25 protein-coding genes are annotated in these 22,946 nt (G+C 72.4%); 7 read left to right on the forward strand and 18 right to left on the reverse strand.

Annotated features, from left to right (window positions below):
* Nucleotides 1-4 precede the first annotated feature (4 nt).
* Nucleotides 5-1,918, reverse strand: coding sequence for a stealth family protein (locus DLJ58_RS21470; RefSeq protein ID WP_124858801.1), 1,914 nt, complete (start codon nucleotides 1,916-1,918; stop codon nucleotides 5-7).
* Between the two features lie 423 nt (nucleotides 1,919-2,341).
* Here DLJ58_RS21470 and DLJ58_RS21475 point away from each other — a divergent pair, with 423 nt between their 5' ends.
* Nucleotides 2,342-3,262: a DNA-3-methyladenine glycosylase family protein gene (locus tag DLJ58_RS21475; protein WP_124858802.1), complete on the forward strand. Its 921-nt coding sequence runs from the start codon at nucleotides 2,342-2,344 to the stop codon at nucleotides 3,260-3,262.
* A 21-nt stretch (nucleotides 3,263-3,283) separates the two neighbouring features.
* Here the strand turns inward: DLJ58_RS21475 and DLJ58_RS21480 are convergent, their stop codons facing one another.
* The gene (locus tag DLJ58_RS21480) at nucleotides 3,284-3,787 is read right to left on the reverse strand and encodes a DUF1990 family protein (protein WP_244219069.1); all 504 of its coding nucleotides are present in this window, start codon (nucleotides 3,785-3,787) and stop codon (nucleotides 3,284-3,286) included.
* A 97-nt stretch (nucleotides 3,788-3,884) separates the two neighbouring features.
* Between DLJ58_RS21480 and DLJ58_RS21485 the strand changes: the two genes are divergently transcribed.
* Nucleotides 3,885-4,379 (forward strand): GNAT family N-acetyltransferase, encoded by a 495-nt coding sequence (locus tag DLJ58_RS21485; protein WP_124858804.1) that lies wholly within the window; start codon nucleotides 3,885-3,887, stop codon nucleotides 4,377-4,379.
* On the opposite strand, the gene DLJ58_RS21490 is transcribed toward DLJ58_RS21485, so the two are convergent.
* Together DLJ58_RS21490 and DLJ58_RS21495 are read right to left on the reverse strand one after the other, a co-directional pair.
* Complete coding sequence (locus tag DLJ58_RS21490) at nucleotides 4,354-4,776, reverse strand: SRPBCC family protein (RefSeq protein ID WP_124858805.1); 423 nt, start codon at nucleotides 4,774-4,776, stop codon at nucleotides 4,354-4,356. The two genes, DLJ58_RS21485 and DLJ58_RS21490, sit on opposite strands and share 26 nt — an antisense overlap.
* Before the next feature lie 173 nt (nucleotides 4,777-4,949).
* Nucleotides 4,950-5,162 carry a hypothetical protein gene (locus tag DLJ58_RS21495; RefSeq protein ID WP_124858806.1) on the reverse strand — a complete coding sequence of 71 codons (213 nt, stop codon included), beginning with the start codon at nucleotides 5,160-5,162 and terminating at the stop codon, nucleotides 4,950-4,952.
* Nucleotides 5,163-5,297: 135 nt separating this feature from the next.
* On the opposite strand from DLJ58_RS21495, the gene DLJ58_RS21500 reads away from it, so the two are divergent.
* Nucleotides 5,298-6,413: an ATP-dependent DNA ligase gene (locus DLJ58_RS21500; RefSeq protein WP_112584960.1), complete on the forward strand. Its 1,116-nt coding sequence runs from the start codon at nucleotides 5,298-5,300 to the stop codon at nucleotides 6,411-6,413.
* 58 nt (nucleotides 6,414-6,471) lie between these two features.
* Nucleotides 6,472-8,043 carry an alpha/beta hydrolase gene (locus tag DLJ58_RS21505; protein WP_124858820.1) on the forward strand — a complete coding sequence of 524 codons (1,572 nt, stop codon included), beginning with the start codon at nucleotides 6,472-6,474 and terminating at the stop codon, nucleotides 8,041-8,043.
* Here the strand turns inward: DLJ58_RS21505 and DLJ58_RS21510 are convergent.
* Nucleotides 7,970-8,482 (reverse strand): potassium channel family protein, encoded by a 513-nt coding sequence (locus tag DLJ58_RS21510; protein ID WP_124858807.1) that lies wholly within the window; start codon nucleotides 8,480-8,482, stop codon nucleotides 7,970-7,972. The genes DLJ58_RS21505 and DLJ58_RS21510 overlap by 74 nt on opposite strands.
* A 74-nt stretch (nucleotides 8,483-8,556) precedes the next feature.
* Here DLJ58_RS21510 and DLJ58_RS21515 point away from each other — a divergent pair, with 74 nt between their 5' ends.
* Complete coding sequence (locus DLJ58_RS21515) at nucleotides 8,557-9,009, forward strand: GNAT family N-acetyltransferase (RefSeq protein WP_124858808.1); 453 nt, start codon at nucleotides 8,557-8,559, stop codon at nucleotides 9,007-9,009.
* Between the two features lie 110 nt (nucleotides 9,010-9,119).
* On the opposite strand, the gene DLJ58_RS21520 is transcribed toward DLJ58_RS21515, so the two are convergent.
* The 8 genes from DLJ58_RS21520 to DLJ58_RS21550 all read right to left on the reverse strand — a co-directional run bounded on the left by DLJ58_RS21520 (nucleotide 9,120) and on the right by DLJ58_RS21550 (nucleotide 18,586).
* A complete protein-coding gene (locus tag DLJ58_RS21520; protein WP_244219070.1) occupies nucleotides 9,120-9,860 on the reverse strand; it encodes an ABC transporter ATP-binding protein in 741 nt (246 codons plus the stop codon).
* A complete protein-coding gene (locus tag DLJ58_RS21525) occupies nucleotides 9,857-10,852 on the reverse strand; it encodes an ABC transporter ATP-binding protein (RefSeq protein WP_124858809.1) in 996 nt (331 codons plus the stop codon). The genes DLJ58_RS21520 and DLJ58_RS21525 overlap by 4 nt, the downstream gene beginning before the upstream one ends.
* Nucleotide 10,853: 1 nt before the next feature.
* Nucleotides 10,854-13,562, reverse strand: a complete 2,709-nt coding sequence (locus tag DLJ58_RS21530) for an FtsX-like permease family protein (RefSeq protein WP_124858810.1) — start codon at nucleotides 13,560-13,562, stop codon at nucleotides 10,854-10,856.
* Nucleotides 13,559-16,744 (reverse strand): ABC transporter permease, encoded by a 3,186-nt coding sequence (locus DLJ58_RS21535; RefSeq protein WP_124858811.1) that lies wholly within the window; start codon nucleotides 16,742-16,744, stop codon nucleotides 13,559-13,561. Before DLJ58_RS21535 ends, DLJ58_RS21530 begins: the two co-directional genes overlap by 4 nt.
* A 115-nt stretch (nucleotides 16,745-16,859) precedes the next feature.
* On the reverse strand, nucleotides 16,860-17,024 hold the full coding sequence (locus DLJ58_RS34110) for a hypothetical protein (protein ID WP_167493726.1): 165 nt from the start codon (nucleotides 17,022-17,024) through the stop codon (nucleotides 16,860-16,862).
* Complete coding sequence (locus tag DLJ58_RS21540) at nucleotides 17,021-17,236, reverse strand: helix-turn-helix domain-containing protein (protein WP_030336216.1); 216 nt, start codon at nucleotides 17,234-17,236, stop codon at nucleotides 17,021-17,023. Before DLJ58_RS21540 ends, DLJ58_RS34110 begins: the two co-directional genes overlap by 4 nt.
* A complete protein-coding gene (locus DLJ58_RS21545) occupies nucleotides 17,236-17,715 on the reverse strand; it encodes a DUF2975 domain-containing protein (RefSeq protein WP_124858812.1) in 480 nt (159 codons plus the stop codon). The genes DLJ58_RS21540 and DLJ58_RS21545 overlap by 1 nt, the downstream gene beginning before the upstream one ends.
* Before the next feature lie 115 nt (nucleotides 17,716-17,830).
* Nucleotides 17,831-18,586 (reverse strand): Rossmann-fold NAD(P)-binding domain-containing protein, encoded by a 756-nt coding sequence (locus DLJ58_RS21550; protein ID WP_124858813.1) that lies wholly within the window; start codon nucleotides 18,584-18,586, stop codon nucleotides 17,831-17,833.
* 46 nt (nucleotides 18,587-18,632) lie between these two features.
* On the opposite strand from DLJ58_RS21550, the gene DLJ58_RS21555 reads away from it, so the two are divergent.
* Complete coding sequence (locus DLJ58_RS21555; protein WP_124858814.1) at nucleotides 18,633-19,019, forward strand: winged helix-turn-helix transcriptional regulator; 387 nt, start codon at nucleotides 18,633-18,635, stop codon at nucleotides 19,017-19,019.
* Nucleotides 19,020-19,057: 38 nt separating this feature from the next.
* On the opposite strand, the gene DLJ58_RS21560 is transcribed toward DLJ58_RS21555, so the two are convergent.
* The 3 genes from DLJ58_RS21560 to ligD form a co-directional block, all read right to left on the reverse strand.
* A complete protein-coding gene (locus DLJ58_RS21560) occupies nucleotides 19,058-19,717 on the reverse strand; it encodes a YdeI/OmpD-associated family protein (RefSeq protein ID WP_124858815.1) in 660 nt (219 codons plus the stop codon).
* On the reverse strand, nucleotides 19,714-20,343 hold the full coding sequence (locus tag DLJ58_RS21565; protein WP_124858816.1) for an HIT family protein: 630 nt from the start codon (nucleotides 20,341-20,343) through the stop codon (nucleotides 19,714-19,716). The genes DLJ58_RS21560 and DLJ58_RS21565 overlap by 4 nt, the downstream gene beginning before the upstream one ends.
* A 203-nt stretch (nucleotides 20,344-20,546) precedes the next feature.
* Entirely contained in the window at nucleotides 20,547-21,578 is a 1,032-nt protein-coding gene (ligD, locus tag DLJ58_RS21570; RefSeq protein ID WP_124858817.1) for a non-homologous end-joining DNA ligase, read from the reverse strand.
* Nucleotides 21,579-21,625: 47 nt separating this feature from the next.
* Here ligD and msrB point away from each other — a divergent pair, with 47 nt between their 5' ends.
* Nucleotides 21,626-22,030 carry a peptide-methionine (R)-S-oxide reductase MsrB gene (msrB, locus tag DLJ58_RS21575; protein WP_091400676.1) on the forward strand — a complete coding sequence of 135 codons (405 nt, stop codon included), beginning with the start codon at nucleotides 21,626-21,628 and terminating at the stop codon, nucleotides 22,028-22,030.
* A 34-nt stretch (nucleotides 22,031-22,064) separates the two neighbouring features.
* On the opposite strand, the gene DLJ58_RS21580 is transcribed toward msrB, so the two are convergent.
* Together DLJ58_RS21580 and DLJ58_RS21585 are read right to left on the reverse strand one after the other, a co-directional pair.
* The gene (locus DLJ58_RS21580) at nucleotides 22,065-22,679 is read right to left on the reverse strand and encodes a DUF305 domain-containing protein (RefSeq protein WP_124858818.1); all 615 of its coding nucleotides are present in this window, start codon (nucleotides 22,677-22,679) and stop codon (nucleotides 22,065-22,067) included.
* Between the two features lie 64 nt (nucleotides 22,680-22,743).
* Nucleotides 22,744-22,946 (reverse strand): carbohydrate-binding protein (locus DLJ58_RS21585; RefSeq protein WP_341869916.1); only part of this gene is annotated, 203 nt, incomplete at its 5' end.

Below are 22,946 nucleotides of genomic sequence, written 5' to 3' on the forward strand. Positions count from 1 at the left end.
GGGTCTACCGCGGTGGAAGGTCTGGTCCCGGGCGGGGATCCTCCGTCTGGTGCGCGGCATGCCGGCCGGAGGCGATGCGGCCCGAGGGTAGCGTCGGCGCGTCCAGCCGCGGTCCTACCCGGGGTTTGTGCACCACTGCCGAGTCCGCATGCCGGCCGACCCGAAGTGCGGGGGTCGTCGGCGCGTCCAACTGCCTACCGCGCCGGTCGGCGCCGCGAGCCTGTCGCCACAGGTCGGTGGCCCCGAGCTTCCGGCGTTCGGCGATCACGTCGTCGGGCAGCTCGAACGGGGCCGGGAAGGGCAGGTAGCGCGGCAGGAAGTCGGCCAGCATGCTCTCCTGCTCCTGGAACGTATTCGGGTCTGAGTCGGTGTCGTTGAGGCAGAAGACGTCACGGTGCCGACGAGCGAGCAGCTCGGTGAGGCGGGCGGGCGTCGAGGGATGACCGAGGTCGGCGTACTCGTACTCGATGTCCCCGGGGACCGCCTGTGCGGTCAGGTACGCCCAGTACTGGTGCAGCGACGACGGGATCGAGAGGTCGCCGTAGTGGCGGAAGCGGTGCTGGGCGGTCGCCGTCACGTCCGCCTGCAGAGTGACCTCGATCTGGCGCATGATGCTGCGCCGGAGTGCGAACGGCGTGTGCTTCATCTTCTGGGTGATCGTGACGCCGAACTGCCGCTGGATGTGCCGGCGGTTGTTCTTTCCGGCAGCCTTCACCGGCGCGTCGGTCGGCTTCGCCTCACCCAGCCCGAACTGCGCCGGTGACAGGAAGAACTTCGCGATCCCGTTGGCGTGGAAGAAGTGCGTCGGCAGCAGTGGCCGGCCCAGGAAGACGTCGTCGTTGAGGTAGAGGAAGTGTTCGGCCAGACCGTCGATGCGATGCAGCCGGGCCTCGATGGCGTGGGAGTTGAACGACGACTGACCGCCGAGGTCGGCGAAGAGCTCGGCGTGCGACACGACGGTGACCATCGGGTGGGTCGGGTCGAGCCAGCTGGGCAACTGACTGTCGGTGATCAGGAAGATCCGGCGTAGCCACGGTGCGAAGCTGTGCAGCGAACGCATCGAATACCGCAGCTCGTCGCGGTTGTGGTAGCGCGACGTGTTCGCCGCGATCGCGTGCAGCGGACCATCGGGGGTGCCGAGTGCTGCCATCTTCCGCTTCAACCACTCCGGGTCCGAACCGTCCACCCAGGTGTACACGGCGTCGATCGGAAAGCCCACCCGGTCGGGGGCGCGAACGGTGAGATCCCGCCGGGTGCGGTACCTGTGGTCGTCCGCCTCGGGCACGAAGTGGCTGAGCAGCGCGGCGGCGACCCGGACCGGCTCCGCCCCCACGGGCGCCTCGTCGATCACCGCGTTGTGCCGGGGGGCGCGGACCACGTCGTCGTGTCGCGTCCAGAACTCGACTTCGCAGGCGAACTGCGCGCCGAGGACCACACCCGCTCGGGCGTCGGTCATCGGGAACCAGATCTGGAACACCTCTGCCGGCGCCGCCTCCGGCTGATCTCGGCCGGGCAGCACCTCGACGACCCGGACGTGCGCGCCCTCCAGCGCGGGCGCCGACCGTACCAGCCGACTGACGGCGGCACGGTGGTCGTCGAGAACCGCCACCGAGCTGCGGAGGAAGTCATCGTTACGCAGGCAGTGGTAGTCGATTCCGGCCGACTCCAGGGCGGTCGTGACCGCCGTCAGGTTGCGGTGCCACACCTCCAACGGCGTGGCCGTGGCGACCACTTCGGCCCGGGTACGGACCCCGCCGTCAGGCACCGCCACCCGGGCACCCAGCGGGTGGACAGTGCCGCCCCCGCGCGGCCCGGAGAGGGTACGCACGACCCCCAGCCGTCGGTGCGCGGGAAGCAGGTTGACCAGTCGGCGCCGCACAGGTGGGGGCAGCGCGCGGTAGATCCTTAGGGCGATCATGCGGGTGGCCGTTCTGACCGGACGTTCACTCGCGCAGCCATCACTGCATGCCTTTCCACAGCTCCCCGTTACGCTGCGCGACGAGCTGGGCAGGGTCGAGGCGCACGCAGCGACTGCCGCGCATCACCGACCACCACCCAACCCCGGGCCTGCCCGTTCCGGACGGGTATAGCCACCGCAGGTGAGCCCGTAGCAGCATCTTCACCTACTGGTCACCAAACAACCACACGACCGATGTCCCGCCCACCGACAATCGTCACATATAATAGTCTTGCACTATTTCGCCCAATTAATTCTGTCCGTTCGGATGGCACGAATGCGGCACAACGGTGGACCGATGATGTCTTCCCGCTGCTGCCGGATCCGCCCGCGCACCGGTATACCGGCTACCAGTGCCGCCTCGGTGCCTGGCACAGTGGCGGGGTGACCGCCACGGAGCCCGCCGCGACCAGGGTGCTGCACCCGCCGGTCGGCTACCGGCTCACCGCCTCGGTCCGCGCGCTCACCTTCAGCCCGTACGACCCGTGCGCCCGGGTGGCGGCCGGCACCTTCTGGTGGGCCACCCGCACCCCGGACGGTCCGGCGACGCTCGCGCTGCGACCGGCTGGCGGCGAGTTGCTCGCCGAGGGGTACGGGCCCGGCGCCGAGCACGTCCTCGCCCGCGCCGACGGGATCGCCGGGCTGCGCGACGACCTGACCGGCTTCACCGAACTGGCCGCGGCGCACCCGTTGGTCGCCCGGCTGGCCCGGGAGCACCAGGGCCTCCGGATGCCCGCCACCGGGGAGGTCTTCCCCCGACTGCTGCGCGCGGTCTTCGAGCAGAAGGTCACCGGCAAGGAGGCCTACCGGGCGTACGCGGCGATGGTGCGGCACTTCCGGGAGCCAGCTCCCGGCCCGTTGCAGCCGCTGCTCCTGCCGCCGGAGGCAGCCACCGTGGCCGCGGCCCCGTACTGGGTGTTCCACCCGTTCGGGGTGGAGCAGCGCCGAGCCGACACGCTCCGGCGCGCCGCCGCGATGGCCGACCGCCTGGAGCGCAGCACCGACGCCACCGACGCCACCCGCCGGCTGACCGCGATCCCCGGCATCGGGCCGTGGACGGCCGCCGAGGTGGTCCGGATCGCGTACGGGGACCCGGACGCGGTCAGCGTCGGCGACTACCACATCCCGAACACGGTGGCCTGGGCGCTCGCCGGCGAACCGCGTGGCGACGACGCCCGGATGATGGCCCTGCTGGAGCCGTTCAGAGGTCACCGGGGCCGGGTGTGTCTGCTGTTGGAGGCGGCCGGCATCCGGGCTCCGAAGTACGGCCCGCGCGCCCCGATCCGCTCGTTCGCCCGCTTCTGAGTCTCGCCGGCGCCACGGCGGTCAGCGACCGGCGCAGAGCCGACGCAGGGTACGGCCGAGCCACCAGGCGTACGCGTGCTGCACGGCCCGAACCGCCGGCCCTCCGGTGCGGGTGAACCAGCGGTCCGGGAGGCTGAACGCGCGGACCTCGAACCAGACCGCGCCGGTGTCGTCGCGGACGACCTCGAACGCCTCCTCACCCCGCTCCGGGTGCCCGGGCAGGGTGCCGTAGCCGAAACCGGCGAGCGTGGGCGAGTCCACGCTCCAGACCACCTGGCACGGCCCCCAGAGGCGGGCTGGGCCGACGCCGAGGCCGGCGGTCACCAGCCCACCGTCGGTGGCCCGCGGCGCGTCGGTGCGCATCCGGACGCCGGCAGCGCGGTGCAGCCGCCAGCTCAGCACCGCGTCGGCGGCGGTGTCGAAGTAGCCGCCGGGCAACGGATACCGGTGGCGCAGGTGGTGGTACCCGCCAGGCAGCGGCCCGCGCCGGGTCGACCCCACCTCCGGGTACGTCAGCTCGGCCACCGTTGCCCCCTCGACCTCGACCGGACACGGGCCAGGGTACGGCCGGTGCGGTCGGGTCGCCCGTCGATGGCCACGGCGGCTGTGGTGTGCTGCCCGGATGAACGCAGAGGCGAGCATCGTCCCGGCCGGTGTCGTGGACGCCGGCGAGATCCTCACCGTGCAGCGGGCCGCGTACCTCAGCGAGGCGCAGCACTACACCGATCCGTTCCTGCCTCCGCTGACCGAGACGTTGGACGAGGTCGCGGCGGTGCTGGCCGGCCCGAGCATCGTGCTCGCCGCCCGGTTGGGCCACCGGCTGGTCGGTTCGGTGCGGGCCCACCTGGACGGGGACACCGCGCACGTCGGCCGCCTCTCGGTCGCCCCGGACCAGCAGGGGCGGGGTGTAGGGGCGCAACTGCTCACCGCCGTCGAGCGGGCCTGCGCCGGCCGGGCGGCCCGGTTCACCCTGTTCACCGGCGCGGACAGCGCGCGCAACCTGCGGCTGTACCAGCGGCACGGCTACCGGATCGTCGCGCACCGCCCGGACCCGAACGGCATCTCGTTGGCCGTGCTGGAGAAGCCGGCCGTCAGCCCCGCTCGCAGCGACGCCTGAGCCCGTCGGCCTCCATCCGCACGTAGCGGCGGAACAGCCCGCCGTACAGCCAGCCGATCAGGCCGGCCAGCGGGCCGGACTGGTTGATGACCAGCTCGACGCGGGTACGCCCGTCGGGCAGCGGCAGCAGCCGGTGCTCCCCCGTGGTCCGCACACCCGGCGCGTCGGAGGCCCAGACGAACTCCCGCCGCTCGGTCAGCTCGGTGACCCGCCACACCGCCGGCCGCAGCTTCGGCTGGGTCAGTCGTGCGGTGGCGCCGACGGTCAGCGGCCCCGGCTCCCCCCGCTCGGCCCGGGTCACCGAGGCCGTCCATTCGGGCCAGCGGGGCACGTCGACCAGCACCGCCCAGACCTGCTCGGCATCCGCGGCGATCTCGGTGTCGGCCTCGAACCGCATGTCGTCTCCTCCCCGGCGGCACCGTTCGGCACCGCCAGGGATCCGGACGAGGCCGCCGGGAGCATTGTGACACCGAGGCTCGATCCCGTCCGTCCCTCCTCAGTGGAGGCGGACCGGGCCTGGCACCCGCTGGTTCCCGGCCGCGCACACCGCACGCCGCCGCCGCGCGCGGATCAGGCGGCCTCGCGCAGGTCGGCCAGGGTGAGCGGGGTACGCCGCCGCAGCAGCTCCTCCAGCTCGGGTACCGAGCCGACCTCGCCGAGCACGTTCCGGCCGCCGCCGAACCGCTCCGGGTAGCGGCGGGTCAGCCGGAAGCGGTAGCGGCCCCGGATCAGCTCGACGCTCACCCGCCACCGCCCGCAGCAGTCACAGACCCACTCGGACACCTCGCGAAAGTAGCTCCGACCTGGGGTTATTCGATTCGCCCGGCGGGGACGAGCGGCGCGTAGGCGGACACGCCGCCCCGCCATCCACGGTGATCTGCCTCACGACTGTCGGCACCGTCTGATTGACTGGTCGGCGTGGACCTGCCGATCAACCCGCCGGTCGAGCCGATGCTGGCCAAGAGCGTTCCCAAACTGCCCACCACGCCCGGGGTGACCTACGAGCCCAAGTGGGACGGGTTCCGGTGCATCGTGTTCCGCGACGGCGACGAGGTCGAGTTGGCCAGCCGGGGCGGCAAGTCGATGACCCGCTACTTCCCCGAGGTGGTCGAGCAGGCCCGCCGGCAGTTGCCGGAGCGGTGCGCGGTCGACGGGGAGTTGATCGTGATTCGGCGCGACGGGCCGAGCGGCCAGCCCCGGCTGGATTTCGAGCTGCTGGCCCAGCGGGTCCACCCGGCCGCGTCCCGGGTGAAGATGCTGGCCGAGACCACCCCGGCCGACTTCGTCGCGTTCGACCTGCTGGCGATCGGTGACGAGGCCCTGCTCGACCAGCCCTACCCGCGCCGCCGGGAGCGGCTGGTGGAAGCGCTGGCCGGGGTGCGCCCGCCTGTGCACGTCACCCAGGTCACCACCGACCCGGACACCGCGCGGCGCTGGTTCGACGTCTTCGAGGGCGCCGGGCTGGACGGTTTGATCGTCAAGCCGGCCGACCTGCCGTACGAGCCGGGCAAGCGACTGATGTTCAAGGTCAAGCATGCCCGCACCGCGGACGCGGTGGTGGCCGGCTTCCGCTGGCACAAGTCCGGCCCGGTGGTGGGCTCGCTGCTGCTCGGCCTGTACGACGACGCCGGGGTCCTGCACCACGTGGGCGTGAGCGCGTCGTTCAGCATGGCCCGCCGCGCCGAGTTGCTCGACGAGCTGGCGCCCTATCGGGACACCGGCGGCGAGCACCCGTGGGTGCACGGCGACCACGAGCGTGGTCAACGCATCCCGGGTGGGGTCAGCCGGTGGACCGGCACGAAGAACCTGGAGTGGGAGCCGGTGCGCCCCGAGTTGGTGGTCGAGGTGGGCTACGACGCCATGGAGGGCGAACGGTTCCGGCACACCGCCCAGTTCGTTCGGTGGCGCCCGGACCGCGACCCCCGATCCTGCCGCTACGACCAGCTCGACCGGCCGATCCGCTTCGACGTGGACCAGGTGCTGCGCGGCGACCCGACGGCCACCGTGGACCGAGCCGCCACCGGCTCGGCGTAGCCTGGCCGTCGACCCGATTCCGGAGGACCACGTGACCCGCACCGCCGACCAGCCTCGAATGGCGACCAGCCGCCGGGTCCGTCGCACTCTCGCCACCTTTGGCGTCGCCGCGCTGCTCACCGCCGGTTGCACGCTGCCGGCGTTCGCGCCGCGCACCGAGGGGGAGGGCGCGGCCGCCCCGACCGGCAGCGCACCGAACTGGCGGCCCTGCCCGGAGGTGCCCGACGAGTTGGTCGGGCGGAGCGCACCGAACATGCGCTACGAGTGCACCCGGATCGCGGTGCCCCGTGACTGGGGCACCGGCGGCGGGGCGAGCGCCGGCCCGGGCGCCGGGCAGACCTTCGAGATCGCCCTGCTGCGCGCCCGGTCCACCAAGCAGCGCGACCGGGTGGGCTCGTTGGTGATCAACCCGGGCGGTCCGGGCGGTTCCGGTGTCGACACCGCCGTCTACCTCTCGTTCGGCCCCCAGTTCGGCGGGTTACCCGCCTCGATCACCGAGCGCTTCGACATCGTCGGCTTCGACCCGCGCGGGGTTTCCCGGTCCAGCCCGGTGAAGTGCATCTCCGACGCCGACCTGGACGCCAGCTTCGGCTTCGACCCGGATCCGGCGAGCCAGTCGGCATTCGACGGCTTCGTCGGCCTGAGCCAGCGGATCGGGCGCGGTTGCGGCGACCGCTACGGCGACCAGTTGCCGTTGTACGGCACCGAGCAGGCCGCCCGCGACATGGACGCGGTTCGCGCCGCGGTGGGCGACGACAAGCTCACCTACCTGGGCTACTCGTACGGCACCCTGCTCGGTGCCACGTACGCCCAGCTCTACCCACAGCGGGTGCGGGCGCTGGTGCTCGACGGTGCGGTCGATCCGCAGCAGCGGCTGGTCGAGGGCTCGGAGAGCCAGGCCCGTGGCTTCGAACGGGCCTTCACCAACTTCACCCGCTGGTGCGCGGCGAACGCCGGCCGCTGCCCGATCGCCCCGGACGCCCGCGCCGCGGTCACCTCGGCCATCGACAAGGCCAAGGTCTCCCCGGTACGCGGCGCCGACGGGCGGGAGGCCACCGCCGGCTGGGTGTTCTACGCCGTCATCTCCTCGCTCTACACCGAATCCGGCTGGCAGGAGCTGGCCCAGGCGATCGACAAGCTCGCCGAGGGCGACCCGAAGGACGTGTTCCGGCTCGCCGACGCGTACGCCGGCCGGGAGGACGACGGGCACTACTCGAACCTGTTCGACGCCAACCTGGCCATCAACTGCGCCGACGAGACGGAGAAGCCGAGCCGGGAGCAGATCCGACAGTTGCAGTCCGAGTGGCGCGGGAAATACCCGCTGTTCGGGCCGGCGTTGGCGGTCGGCATGCTGAGCTGCGTCGAGTGGCCGGGCGGGCGTGACCCGTACCCGACCGGGAAGGCGAACGGCGCGCCGCCGATCGTGGTGGTCGGCACCACCGGCGACCCGGCGACGCCGTACGAGCAGACGCCGCGACTCGCGTCGATGCTGGGTGTCGGTCGGGTGCTGACCTGGGAGGGCGAGGGGCACACCGCCTACCCGCAGACGTCCTGCATCACCAACGCGGTCGACGCCTACCTGATCGACCTGACCGTGCCACCGGAGGGGCAGCGCTGCCCGGCCCGCTGACGGGCTGGGTGGGCGGCAGTGGGGGCAGATTGATCCCCTGCCGGGTGGCCAACTCCTCCAGCAGCGCCCGCATCCGGCGCACGTCGGCTTTGAGCTGCTCCTGCTCCTCATGCTCGAAGGCGTTGTCGTCGACGATGAGCCGGCTCGCGAAGTGCGCGGTGATCAGCGGGATGACCAGCAGCACCATGGTCGAGATGAGCAGCGCGGCCAGCGTGCGGCCTGCCCAGGTGGTCGGCGAGATGTCGCCGTATCCGACGGTGGAGGCGGTCACCACCGCCCACCAGACGGCGTCGGCCGGGCTGCGCTGCTCGACCTCCCCGTAGATGACCCCGGCCACCACGATCATCAACAGGTACGAGGTGATCAGCGTGCGGGGCGAGTTCGCGAACCACACCAACGCCCGGTATATCCAGCGGAACGGCAGTAGCACTAGCTCCATGCCGCCCCATGCTGCCCCTCGTCCGCAACCGGCACAGACCCATTCACCGGTTTCGCTGTGCCAGGATCGCCAGCATGAGCGACGTGATCTACCGGGAGGCGGTCCGGGCCGACCTGCCCGCCGTCATCGCCCTGCTCGCCGACGACGTCCTGGGCAAGGCGCGCGACTTTACCGAGGTCGACGAGGCGTACGAGAGGGCGTTCACGGCCATCGACGCGGACCCGCGTAACCAGCTGATCGTGGCCGAGCAGGCCGGCGAACTGGTCGGCTGCCTGCAGATCACCTACATCCCCGGCCTGGGCCGGCACGGCAGCGAGCGCTCGCTGATCGAGTCGGTCCGGGTCCGCTCCGACCGGCGTGGCCAGGGGCTGGGCCGACAGCTGATGACCTGGGCGGTCGACCAGGCTCGCGAGCGTGGCTGCGCGCTGGTGCAGCTCACCACCGACAAGTCCCGCGAGGACGCGCACCGCTTCTACCTGGGCCTCGGTTTCGTGGCCAGCCACGAGGGCATGAAGCTCGCGCTCTGACCCGGCGTCGCGTTCGCCCGGCGGGGTAGTGGGAGTCGCCCAGCCCACCCGCCTCCCACCCGCCGCAGGCGGGAGGCGTGGGACAGCGTCGGGCAGCAGTTCGCTGGCCGTCAGCCGTCGACCAGGCGGCCGTCGCGCAGGACGAGCACCCGGTCGGCGAGGTCGATCAGGGCCGGGTCGTGCGTGGCCACCAGGGCCGTCATACCGCGGGCGTGCACCACCGCGCGCAGCAGATCCATGATGGACCGGCCGGTCTCCGAGTCGAGCTGACCGGTTGGCTCGTCGGCGATGAGCAGGTCCGGCTCGTTGGCCAACGCCCGGGCCACCGCGACCCGCTGCTGCTGGCCACCGGAGAGTTCGTAGGGGCGCTGCGCGGCGTGCCCGCCCAGGCCGACCAGTTCCAGCAGCACCGCGACGCGCTCCTCCCGCTCCGCGGCCGGCACCTGCGCCAGCCGCAACGGCACGCCCACGTTCTCGGCGGCGGAGAGGATCGGCACCAGCCCGAAGGTCTGGAACACGAACCCGACGGTGCCCCGGCGCAGCCGCAGCAGCTCCGCCTCCCCGGCCGAGGTCACCTCGTGCCCGGCCACCACCACCTGACCGCTGTCCGGCCGGTCCAGCCCACCGATCAGGTTCAGCAACGTCGTCTTGCCGGCCCCGGACCGACCTCGGATGGCAACCAGCTCGCCCCGGTTGGCCGTGAACGACACGTCCCGCACCGCGTGCACGGCGTGCTCACCCCGGCCGAAGGTCCGGCTGACCCCGCTGACCCGGACCACCTCGTCGGGGCCCGCCGGGGGCGCACCGCCGAGACCGGCCGCCCCGGTCACCACCACGTTCTGCCGGCTCATGCCCGCGCCCCCCGCTCGTCCGAGGCCCGGTTGCCGGGCCGTACCTGCACATGGTCCGGCTCCAGGTCGAGCCGGACCCGCTCCTTCAGCGAGAGCGCGTCGACGAACGCGGCGGGCAGCTGCATCCGGCCGTTGCGGTCCAGCACCGCGTACTCCTCGCTGACCAGCTCGGTGTTGCCGTCCGCGTCGGTCCGCGCGGTCCGGCGTACCTCGGAGGCGGTCCGGCCGTCGCGGATCGCGACGGTCCGGCGGACCTGTGTGGCCACGGCGTGGTCGTGGGTGACGACCACGATGGTCACGCCCAGTTCCGCGTTGATGGTGCGCAGCGCCCCGAAGACCTCCGCGCCGGTCGCCTCGTCCAGCTCACCGGTCGGCTCGTCGGCGAAGAGCACCTCCGGGTCGTTGGCCACCGCCACCGCCACCGCGACCCGCTGCTGTTCGCCACCGCTGAGCTGCCCGGGCCGCCGGTCGGCGCAGTAGCCCACACCGACCAGGTCGAGCAGTTCCCGGGCCCGCTCCCGGCGGGCCCTGCGGCTGCGCTTGCCGGCCAACTGCATCGGCAGCTCGACGTTCTCCAGGGCGCTGAGGTACGGCAGCAGGTTGCGGCCGGTCTGCTGCCAGACGAACCCGACCAGCTGCCGGCGGTAGCTCAGCCGTCGCTTCGCGGAGAGCGAGAGCAGGTCGTAGTCGGCCACCCGCGCGATACCGGCGGTCGGGGTGTCCAGGCCGGAGAGGATGTTGAGCAGGGTCGACTTGCCCGAACCGGAGGCACCGACGATCGCCACCAGCTCACCCCGGTCGATGACCAGGTCGAGCCCCTGCAGGGCGACCACCTCCACCCCCTCGGTCTTGAAGATGCGCACCAGGCCGTCGCAGACGATGTGCCCGCGTAGGCGGTCCTGCCCGCCGGCCCGCTCGGCGGCGCGAAGCGCGGCCCGCTGTTGCAGGGCGGCCAGGTCAGGCACCAGTGGAGTCTGGGCGGTAGCGGTCATCTCAGCTCTCCTCTCCGAGCCGAAGCACCTCTCCGAGGCGCAACCGGCGGTTGTTCAGGGCCTCGACGGCGACCGCGAAGCCGAGGGCGACCGCCCCGAGCGCGAGCACAGCGGCGACCAGGCTGGGCTCGAAAGCCACCCGGACCGGCACACCACTGGTGAACGCGGACAGGCCGAGCACCGGGTTGAGCAGCAGGGGCAGCACCGCACCGACCAGCGCGCCGGTCAGCACCGACACCGCGACCAGCGGGGTCAACTCGACCAGCAGCAGCCCTCGCCACTGCCGGCGGGACAGGCCGAGGGTGCGCAGCCGGGACAGCACCTGGCCCCGGGCACGCGCCCCGGCCAGCACGGTGAACGCGATGGCCAACAGCCCGAGCACGGTGCCGCCGGCGGCGCCGGCCACGAAACCGAAGGCCAGCACCCCGTTCGCCCCGCCCTCGCCAAGGTCACGGCGGACGTCCGCCCGGGTGTCGACCGTGACCCCGATCATCCGTTCCCGACCGGTGACCGTGCCGTCCCGCTGGTAGCGCTCCTGCCCCTGGTCGCCGGCGACGCGCAGCGCCTCGGCGTCCAGCGAGTCCCCGGCGATCAGCAGGCTGGTCGGCACCGGGATGGTGGTACGCGTCGGCAGGGCCTGCCAGGGCAGGATCACGAACCGGCTGGTGTTCGCCGCCAGCAACGGGAAACGGTCCTGGGTGCCGGCCACCCGGAACTCGTACCGCTGGCCCTGCACCGAGATGAAGGCCGAGTCGTCCAGCCCGGCCTTCGTCAGGTCCGCGGCGACCGCCGGTGAGACGATCGCCGGCAGCGGACCCGAGCCGGGCGCGGCGGTGCGCAGCGCGGCCGGAACCGGGAGGTCCACCTCGGATTCGCGGGCGACGGTGTCCAACCCCGAGCCGTCGACCAGCAGCACGTCCGTCTGCTCGATGAAGGCGTCGGTGCCGACCTCGTCGGACGCAAACCGCTCATCGTCCTGGTACAGCACCCGGGTAACGGCCCGGACCCCCGGCAGACGGCCCAGCTCGTCGACGGTGTCGGGTGCGAAGCGCTCCCCGCGGATCACCGCGTCGGCGGGCACGATCTGCGCGGCGGCCCGCTCCCGGCTCGCGTCGACGCCGGCGGCCACGACCGCGCAGAACGCCGCGGTGCCGATCGCCAGTACCACCACGACCAGCGGGGCGGCGACCGCCGCTCGGCCGGCGCGGGCCGTGCCGAGGAAGGCCACGCTGCCCCGGGTCCGCGCGGCCAGCCGGCTGACCAGCAACAACGGCCAGGGGTACGCGCGCAGCGCCAGCACCGCCGCCGCGATCGCGAGGAGCACCGGCACCGACACGAGCAGCGGGTCCACCTCGCCGAGGGTCAGGCCACGCCGACGCAGCAGCACCGCGGCGAGCCCGGCCAGGAGCAGCAGGGAGACCTCGACGGTGAGCCGACGGGCCGACGGGCGCACCCGGATCAGGTCCCGGCGCCCCGCTCCGCCGGCCGGTACGGCCAGTGTCGCCAACGGCAGGGCCAGCGTGACCAGCACGGTCACGCCGATGACGTACGGGGTGGTCGGATCCGGGGCACCGGGGACCAGGGTGCCCAGCCACCAGCCCAGCACGGCGGCGACCGGCACCACCAGCACCGACTCGGCGAGGCTGCGCCGGGCACCGGCGGTGGCCCCGCCGCCACGGGCGCGCAGCAACGCGAACTCCGAGCGACGTCGTCTGATGGCGAGACCGGCTGCGAGCACGATGAGCCCCGCCAGGGTGGCCAGGACGCCGGCCGCGATCACCGCGAGCAACGTCCGGACGGCGTTGATCTGAGCGGCGAACGCGCGCAACGGAACGTCGGCGCCCTGGGTCAGGGTGAGCCCCGTCGGCTGGTTGCGCTGCATCACCTGAAGGCCGTCGATGAGCTGGTCCAGCTCACGTGCGTCGATCCGGTCGACGCCCAGTCGGTACCGCCAGTTGGACTGGATCGGCCAGCCCTCGGCGGCCCGCTTGTTGAGGGGCGACTGCGCGACGACGCCGACGATGACGAACGGCTGGCCATCGCCCTGCGGTTCGATGATCCGCAGCAGCTGTGGCAGCCCGTCCCAGATGCCGTTGGCGCGGTCGACGGGGCGGAACAGCCCGGTCACCACCAACGGGGCACCGTCGGTGAGTCTGCCCTTGTCGTCGGTGTTGCCGATGCGCAGTTGGCTGCCGGCGCGCAGGTTGAGCTTGCCGGCCACGTCGACGTCGAGCGCCACCTCGATCGGCCGGTCGGGAACGTAGGTCTCGCTCGGCCACGCCCCTTCGACGAGGGTGCTCGCGCCTTGTATGTCGGGCATGGCCCGCAGGCCCATGTCGACCAGCAGGTTGCGGGCCGCCAGGTCCGGTCCGACCACGCGGGCCGCTGCGGTCTCGACGCTGTACCACCGCTCGGTCACTGCCGAACGCACCGGCGGCGGCATCTCCGCGGCCAGGGCGTCGAACCGTTCGGCGGCGTCGCCCATCGCCGTCCGGCGCGACGTCGCGGACTCAACGCTGGTGGTGTACGAGATGTCCCGGCGCGCGGCCGGCTCGCTGTTGAGCTGTGCTCGCAGCCCCTGTTCGGCGAGCCGGTTGACCAGCCGGGGCACTCCACTGATCAGCAGCGTGACCACCAGGGTCAGCACCGCCAGCAGCAGGAACTGCCCCCCGTACGCCCGGACCCGCCGGACGGCCGCCCCGACGCTCATCGTTCTCCCCCGATTCGCAGCTGCACCGCCGCCACCCGCTGACGGATGCCGGTGGCGATGAACGCGCTGAAGGCGAGCGCCGCCAGCAGCAGACCGACCGCGGTCAGGCCGATCGGCACCCAGGGCAGCACGAACGCCGCCGGGGGTGTCGGCCGGCCGGCGGCCGGGGTGAGGATGACCAGTGGGGCCATCGTCGCGCTGACCGCGGTGCCGAGTAACAACCCGACGCCCACGCCGATGCCGGCGAGGAACGTCTGTTCGGCGAGCAGCGCCCGGGCCATCAGCCGGGGCGTGGCGCCGAGGGTGTGCAGGACCGCGAACTCGCCGAGCCGACGCCGGGCGGTGGCCCAGACGTCCACCATCAGGCCGACGAGAGCGAGGAGCACCGCGCCGAGCGCGGCGGCGAGCATTCCGGTACGCGAGCCGCGCCAGTACGGGTCGTCGGCGGCCGCCTCGATGGCCGCCTCCCGGTTGAGCACCGTGACGCCGGGTAGCGCTCTGGCCGCCTGGGCAGCGGCGTTCGCGTCGCTGGCCCCGACCCACCACTCCGGTACGGGTCGCACCGCGCCGCTGCTCCGGATCATCGCGTCGACCGCGACCGGCAGGTCCAGCAGGACGCCCTCGCCGGTGGTGGCCGGCACGGAGTCCAGCTCGCCGACCAGGTGCACCGGCAGCGTCGCCCCGGAGAGGGTCAGGTCGACGGTGTCGCCGATGCGCAGGCTCAGCGCGTTGATGACCCCAGGGGTCATCAACACCGGTATGGGCTTGTTGTCTCCGCCCGGCACGACAGTGAACCGGGTGGGTGGCTGGTACCTGAACTGCCCGCCGGGGATCACGTCGACCGAGCGGGCTGCGGCGAACCCGGCGCCGGTGGTCCGTACCGGCATTGGCTGCATCCCGGGGGCGGTCACGACCCAGTCGCCGCCCAGTTCGGCCGGTTGCTTCGTGCCGTCGGCCTTGACCACCGTCAGCCCGTCCACCTGGAGCTCGTAGGAGTTGCCGGCGGCCAACCCACCGTCGGCCTCGAAGCCGACCAGCCGCAGCCGCGCCCCGCTCAGGTCGGGCAGTGGCGCGGTGAACGGGGTGGCCCGGCCGTCGCCGTCGGCGTTGGCCGCCGGCAGCCGCCGGGCAAGCCCGTCAGGGGTGGTGACCAGCAGCGTCACCGCGACCTTCACCGACCGGGCGGCGTTGCTCACCGGGGTACGGATCGTGCCGGTGATCTCGCGCGCCCCGGCGGGCAGTTCGACGCCGGCGGGCTCTCCCCGCGCGTCGACCATCTTCCGGTACTGCTCCGCCGCCGATCCGTCGCCGAGGCGGTCGGCGAGCCGGACGACGCCCGGGGCGCTGGCTGGGTCGACACCGATCACGGTCGCCGGCAGGTTCTCCCGCCCGACCCGGATCTCGTCGCGCCACGCCGGCAGTACCCGGTCCACGCTCGGCAGCGCGGCGAGTTCACCGGCCCGGGTCGGTGGGGCGCCCCCGGTCCGTTCGGTCACCCGGAGGTCGGCGCCGACCGTGTGGCCGGCCTGTTCGACCTGGGACCGCTCGCCGGTGCTGATCAGCGACCAGGCCAGGGTGCTGCCGCCGACGGCGAGGGCGAGCAGCAGCACCGGGCCGGCGTGGGGACGACGGCCGGCCTGCCACATGCCGAACATGGTGGCGGTCCAGGGGCGTCGGTCGACGAACCGCTCCGCGAACCGGGTGAGCGGCGGGAGCACCCGCAACGCCAGCACGGCACCGGCCAGCACACCGAGCGTCGGGGCGGCGATCAGCAGCGGGTCGAGCCCGAGCTGGCCACCCGAACCGGCCAGCGGGGACGCGTACCGGCGCAGCTGCACCCAGGCGAGCACGGCGAGCGCAACGAGCACCAGGTCGACGCTGGCGCGTTGGACGCTCGCGGCCCGGTTCGGCCGGGATCGGGCCGCCATGTCGGCGACGTACGTCCCGGCGCCACGCAGCGCCGGAAGGACCATGGCGACGAGGCAGCCGGCCGCGGTGGCCGCTGCCGCCGCCCAGACCAGGGTGGTGTTGCCGCCGGCGGTGTAAAGGTCACCCGACCCGCCGGGTCGGATGTACCGCAACGCCTCACCGGCGATCAGCGGACCGAGCACGGCGGCCGGGGCGACCACCAGGGTCGCCTCACGGGCGGCCAGGCCGGCCAACTGCCGACGGGCGGCGCCGCGGGCGCGCAGCAGTGCGGTCTGTGGGCGGCGGTCCTCGTGCAGCAGTGCGGCGACCAGCACCAGCGCATACCCGGCGAGCACCAGAATGAGCAGCAGCGGGGTGGCCAGCGACGAGCGACCCACCAGGTCGGCCCGACCGATCCGGTCCAGCAATTGCGGCATCTTGGTCACCGTCTGCCCGGAGCTGCCCAGTTGGGCGGCCTCGGGCACGGCCGAGACCGCCTCGGTGAGGGCTTTCCGAACGGCGGGCAGGTCGGCGGTGTCGACGGCACCGAGGTCCGGTTGGGCCAGCCAGGACGCCGACACCGAGCCCGGGAAGGTGGCCACGAAGTCGGCCGGGTCGAGTGTGAACGGCCCGTAGGAGGTGCCGGAACTGGCACTGCCCGCCCCCACGCCGGGGGCCAGCAGCCAGTACGCGTCCGACGGGTCGCGGGGCCGCCAGGTGCCGGCGAGCACCAACTCCCCGCGTCGTTCGGTGGCCCGGTCGCGTACCGGGACGCGCTCGCCGACGGCCAGGCCGAGGGCGCCGGCGACCCGCTCGGGCAGGCTCACCTGGACGGGGTTCGCTCCGGGGCTGGGCCAGGCTCCGCTGGTCAGCTCCGCGTGGCTGGCGAGGTCGGGGAGCGTGGCCAGGTTCGCGAAGACCGGGTCGTCGGCCGTACGCGGGATCTGCCCGAGGTCGCCGGTCAGCTCCCGGCCGGTGCCGTAACGGGCGGCGGTGACACTGACCGGGACGCCGCCGAGCCCGGTGGCGAACTCGGCTCGGACCGCCTTGTCCCGGGTTGCGAACTCGGCCGCGTCCCGCCCACCCGAGCCGCTGACCAGAAGGCCGCGCTCCTCGGCGGGCGAGGCGGCGACCAGTGCCCGCTGCCCGGCGTCCACCGCCCGACGGTTGTAGTCGGACAGCCCAGTGACCAACGCGACGGCGACGAGGGCAGCGATCACCGCCGCGACCAGCAACCCTCGCGCCTCGCGGGCCCGCCTCCACACCAGCTTCATCCGACGCCTCCCCTGGCCCTGGCGGGCCGACGACCATCAAGACAGGCCACCTACCGGGAAAGGTTCGCGCCCGTTACATGATCGTTATTACCGAGAGTCGGTCGGGGCGGGACGGCTAGTTGCGGCCTCGAAGGTTGCGGATGCCGAAAACCACCGCGCAGAGCACCAGCATGACGCCGATGAGCTGCAGTCCCGGGGAGTCGTCGGCCCCGCCGAGCACCACGACGGTGGTGCCGAGCGCTACCGAGAGGACGACGCCGACGATCAGGACGTACCTCATGGCGTTTCCTCCTCGACCCACTCCAACAGGTCTCCGGGTTGGCAGTCGAGGACTCGGCACATCGCTTCGAGGGTGCTGAAGCGGACCGCCTTGGCGCGGCCGTTCTTGAGCACCGCCACGTTGGCGGGGGTGAGCCCGACGCGCTCGGCGAACTCGCCGACGCTCATCTTGCGCTTGGCCAACTCGACGTCGATGCGGACGACGATGGGCATCAGATCACCGCTTCCATGTCGGTCCGCAGGGTGGTGGCCTGCCGCAACAGCGCCCGCATCACCACCATGAGGAGCCCCAGCACGCTGACGCCCACCGTCAGCAGGAACAGCAGCAGCGGCAGCCCCGGGTCGTCCGCGTTGAACCCGACCCAGAGGAAGACCGCCACCAGCACCACCCACGCGGCGACGATGGCCCAGACGATCGCGTCCACCCACTTGAGAGATGCCTCGGTGAAGATGCGGTCGCTCTTGACCAGGCTGAGCAGCTTCCAGGTCGCGACGATGACGACCTGGACGCACAGCACCCAGAACACCGCAACGATCGTGGCCGGCCAGCGGAGGTAGGCGTCCTCCGGGGACTCCTGGGCCATGTACGCGAACTGCCCGGGCAGCGAGAGGGTCTGGAACACGACCAGGACCCCGAACAGCACCACGAGGAAGACTCTGAGAGCGGCAACCGCTCGATGCTCCGTAACCATGCATCGAGTTTCGCTCGTTACCTATCGAAAGTCAATCGGTCTGTCGCGCCTCCACTGCGCCGCACCGGCAGCCGCCCTCCCGAACCGGCGCGCCGCCGGGGCGCCACAGGACGGCTCACGCGGCAGCGGTCAGCTCGGCAAGGATCGTATAGAGCCGGGCAGCCGCCGACTGGTCGAACTCCGGTCGCGTGAGGGGGACCGGCGCGCCGCGCCGCAGCGCAGTCAGCCGAGCGGCCGGCGGCTCGGCCAGCAAGGCAGCCAGGAGAGTGGCCGCGCTAGCGGTGGAGGATCCGAGGAGCGCGGCGGACGCCCCTACGAGGGCGCGCATCGGTTGGCGGAGTTGACGGTGCATACCGCTGTCGACAAACAGCGGGTTGTACAGCACGTATCGGATGGGGCTGTGCGGGTTGTGCGCGGCGAAGCCGGCGCCGAGGAGGTCGTTGGCGCGCGCGCCCTGCATCGTCGCCTTGAACATGGTGTACCCGCTGGCCAACTGCAGATCGTTCCAGTGGATTCGGCCGGCCCGGATTCCGCCGGTGCCGCTGAGGTTGAGGATGACCGGTGTCTGAGCACGTTCCAATGCCGGGCGGAGCCGTTCGGCGAGCAGATAGCGCCCGAGGACGTAGATCGCGAAGGTCTGTTCGAAGCCCTCACTGGTGACGATCCGCCGCTGGTCGAAGCGCCCTGCCGCCAGTACCAACACGTCGATCTTGTCCGGTAACCGGTCTGCCAGTGCGGAGGTCTCCCGGACCGAGGTGAGGTCGGCGTCGGCACTGCCGATCGCGACCACCCGATCTCCGGCCCGCCGCAGTTCGTCGGCAAGGGCACCGCCGATGCCACGTGTCCCGCCCGCAATCACCACTGTGCGCATACTTCATCGTTGGCTTTTGTCGGCCCACTCGAAAGAAGGCACATCGATGTCACCGGCACTGCAGCTACCCGTGACCCTCGCCCACCGCGCGGCGTGTCCCGCAACCGACGTGCTGCGTCGCGTAGGCGAGAAGTGGAGTGTTCTCGTTCTCGCGGTGCTCCGCGAACGCCCCCGTGGCTTCAACGAACTCGACCGCACCATTCACGGTCTGAGCCGACGCATCCTCACCCGCACCCTGCGCACCCTGGAGAGCGACGGGCTGATCAGCCGTCATCAGACACCGCAGCGTGTCGAATATGCGCTCACCGACCTGAGCCGCTCACTCCTGCCACTGGTCATCGCCGTCGGCGAATGGGCAGTCGCGCACGCCCCAGACATCGAGCGGGCACGAACTCGGATGCCTGGGCCGGCAGCGAGCACGACGGTCCGTTGACCTCAGGGTGAGTTCGGCAGCTTGACGAGTTTCGCTCGTTACCTATCGAAAGTCAATCGGTTGTCTCGGTCGCGGCTGCCTGGTCGTGGAAGCGTCGGCTCGGGTGCCGGCTTCGCCTTCTGGGGGTAGAACGTCTCGTGACGGGCCAGCATGGCGACGAATTCACCGATCTTGCGCTCGCGGGTCTCCGCCCGTTTGACCGCGTTGAGGCGGTGGATGAGGGCGAACCGGTTGGCCTTGGTGAGCACGTCCAGCATGGCCTGGGCGGCGGGCTCGGCGGCGATGGCGGCGAGCAGGTCGGCCGGCACCTCCGCCTCCGACGGCGGGGCGTAGGCGGCCGCCCACCGCCCGTCCGACTTCGCGGCGTCCACCGCGGCGCGGCCCGCCGGCAGAATCCGCCCCTGCTCCTCCAACCGGGCAACGTTGGCGACGTTGCGTTGGGACCAGACACTACGGGGCCGACGTGGGGTGAACCGGATCCAGGACGACTCCTCATCCCGCTTACGGGCCTGACCGTCGATCCAGCCGACGCACAGGGCCTCGTCGACCGCCTGCTGCCAGGTCAGCGTCGTGACCGTGCCACCCTTTCTGGTCAGCGCGAGCCAGACGCCGGGCGACGTGGCGTGGTTGGCCGACAACCAGGCGCGTAACGCGTCGGCGTCCGCGACGATCAGCTCAGCCAGCTCGGCGCTCGTCATGCGGGCAAGCTATCCGCCGGGTCTGACAGCCGGTGACCTCCGTGGGACTCGATCAACGCGTCCACGACGGCCGCGGCGTCGGCGTCCGCCACGTCCGATGGGTACTCCGGCAGCAGGTCGTCCCAGGCGATCAGCCACGACCCGAACAACTGAGCCTGCCCCTCGGGCCGAGCGAAGAACCAGACGTGCAGGTGAGCGCCGCCATCCCCGAAGCGGTGGACGTGCGCCCGCGAGACGTGCGGCAGCGCCTGGATGTGACGAACGATCCGGGTGCTCAACAGCCCAAGCTCGGCAGCCAGCTCGTCAGGGAGATCCTCCATGTCGTGGTGATCGAGCGGCAACAGCATGAGCGCCAGCGGGACGCCCACGCCCGGGATTCGGATCAACCGCCAACGCTCGTTGAACCAGATCCCTTCGTCCCGGTTGCGGCAGGTATCGCAGTCCGCCGGGTCCTCGCCGTGCCGTGCCGGCTCCGGCAGCACCGGAGGCCGTAGCGGCGACACTCGAAGTCCGTCCGGCTCGAACGGACTGATCTCCCACCCGGTCATCCGCGCCAGGGGAAGGCGGCGCTCGTCGTCCGCGGCGGCGACCGCGCGGTCGTAGAACTCGTCCGGTCGTAAGGCCATGCGGCACAGACTAGTACGACAAGATCCACAGTGGTCGACGGCAGATCGTCACCGAGCGGCAGACCGCCGAGGGCCCGCCCCACACCCCAGCAGCCTTCCCGCCTGGTCGATGCCGTTCCGCCTACGTCCGTCGGTGGTGGTTGCGGCGCGGGAGCTGGTCGGGATCGAGCCAGGCCGCACCCGCCATCGACGCAGCGGGGCGGTCACGGGCCGTCGGGGGTGCGCTTGGCGCGGCTCGGCTGGACCCGCTTGGGCTCGCCGGGCATCTTCGGGTGGTCCGGCGGGTACGGCAGGTCGCCCTGGCCGGCGGCGGCGTCGCGCTCGGCCCACTCCAGCAGCGGGGTGATGTCCCACGGTGCGTCGTCGATGCCGGCGTGCGGATCACCTCGCTCGGCGAGCCGGGCCGGCACGGTGCGCAGGTCGAAGTCGTCCGGGTCGACGTCGGGTAGCTCGTCCCAACTGACCGGGGTCGAGACGGTGGCCCGCGCGTTGGCCCGCAGCGAGTACGCGCAGGCGATCGTGCGGTCGCGCGCCATCTGGTTGAAGTCGACGAAGACCCGGGTGCCGCGCTCCTCCTTCCACCAGGCGGTGGTGACCAGGTCGGGGTTGCGGCGCTCCACCTCCCGGGCCAGCGCGATGGTGGCCCGGCGCACCTCGGTGAACGTCCAGCGGGGTTGGATGCGCAGGTAGACGTGCACGCCCCGGCCGCCGGAGGTCTTCGGCCAACCGGTCGCGCCCAGCTCGTCGAGGAGCGCGCGGACCTCGCCGGCGGCCCGCGCCGCGTCGGCGAAGTCGGTGCCGGGCTGCGGGTCCAGGTCGATGCGCAGCTCGTCGGGGCGGTCGACGTCGGCGGCCCGCACGGGCCACGGGTGGAAGACGATCGTGCCCATCTGCGCCGCCCAGGCCACGTGCGCCAGATCGGCCGGGCAGAGCTCCGCCGCGTTCCGCCCGCTCGGGAAGGTGATCTGCGCGGTCGTCACCCAGGGCGGCACCCCACGGGTGGGCACCCGCTTCTGGAAGAACGCCTCGCCTTCGACGCCCTCGGGGAAGCGTTGCAGGGTGGTCGGTCGGTCCCGCAGGGCGCGCATGATCCCGTCGCCGACCGCGAGGTAGTAGTGGAAGACGTCCGCCTTGGTGAACCCCCGCTGGGGGAAGATCACCCGGTCCGGACTGCTCAGCCGAACGGTGTGCCCGGCCACCTCGACCTCGGCGGCCGCAGCCTTGGTGCCACCCATCCCGCGACCTTATGCCACGCCCCCGACGTTCGACGTACCGTTGAGGGGTGAGTCTTGACGACAACGAGCTGCCCCGTACCGACGAAGAGTGGCGGGTCCGACTGACCCCCGAGGAGTTCCACGTCCTGCGGGAGGCCGGCACCGAACGCCCGTGGACGGGCGAGTACGTGGACACGAAGACCCAGGGGGTCTACCACTGTCGCGCCTGCGGGCTGGAGCTGTTCTCCAGCGATACGAAGTTCGACTCGCACTGCGGCTGGCCGAGCTTCGACGACGCCATCCCGGGCCGGGTCAAGGAGATCGAGGACCGCACCCTCGGCATGGCACGTACGGAGATCCGCTGCGCCCGCTGCGACAGTCACCTCGGGCACGTCTTCCACGGCGAGGGCTTCACCCCGAAGGACACCCGGCACTGCGTCAACTCGGTCTCCATCAAGCTGGAACCCCGCTGACCCGGGCACCCAGGGCGTGACCGCGTGACCGCGCTCAGGGCGTACCCGTACCCCTGAGCAGCTCGACCTCGGCGGTCCGGGACTGCTCGATCCGCCGGGCCAGGTCGCGGACCCGCTCGTTGCGGCCGACGCCGACGTGGGATCGGGCCAGGTCGGCGGCCGATCGCTGGTGGTCGGCGAGCACGTCGCGCAGCACTCGGTCGACGTCCGCGTCCGGCGCGGTCCGCAGCCGGTCGAGCGCGGCGTCGTCGCCGTGCCCGTCGTGGTGGTGTGCGGTCGCGCTGGCACCCGGCCCGGTCGTGGGCAACCAGCCGCGCATGGCGGCCAGTTCGTCGGCCTCGGTCGCCTCGACGGCGGCGGCCAGGGTGCGCAGCGCGTCGTCGCGCACCCGGTCCCGGGCCAGCCGGACGATCTGCAGTGTGCGTTCGCTGTGCCCGACCATGGTGCTCAGGAACACCACGTCGATCCCGCTCATCGCGTCCGCCTCGATCGCGGACCCGGCACCCGCCGACCCGGCCGCCGCCGACCCGGCCGGGGACGCGGGGGCCGGCTGCGGCAGGGTCGACGGGCTCGACGTGGGCGGTCCGGCGCAGGCTCCGGTGAGCAGCAGAGCCGCAACGAGGGACGCCAGCGGGGTACGGCGGGGCATGCCGGTTGCTCCGTTCACGCGAGAGCGGCGACACGGGTGCGACCATGGGGCCGCACCCGTGCGGTCAGACCTGGAGCCAGAGCGCCGGTACGTTCGGCGGCTCCCAGCCCGGGATCGCGGTGTGCGCCTGCCGGCAGCGGTACGTCGCTCCGCCGTAGGTGACCTGGTCGCCGACCTGGTACGCCCGACCCGTCGTCCAACTGCCGCCCGGCGCGGGCGGAGTCGTCGGCGTGGTGGTCGGGGTGGGCCGTGGGGTGGGTGAAGAGG

Source organism: Micromonospora arida (assembly GCF_003857035.1).
In the GTDB taxonomy this organism is placed as follows: domain Bacteria; phylum Actinomycetota; class Actinomycetes; order Mycobacteriales; family Micromonosporaceae; genus Micromonospora; species Micromonospora arida.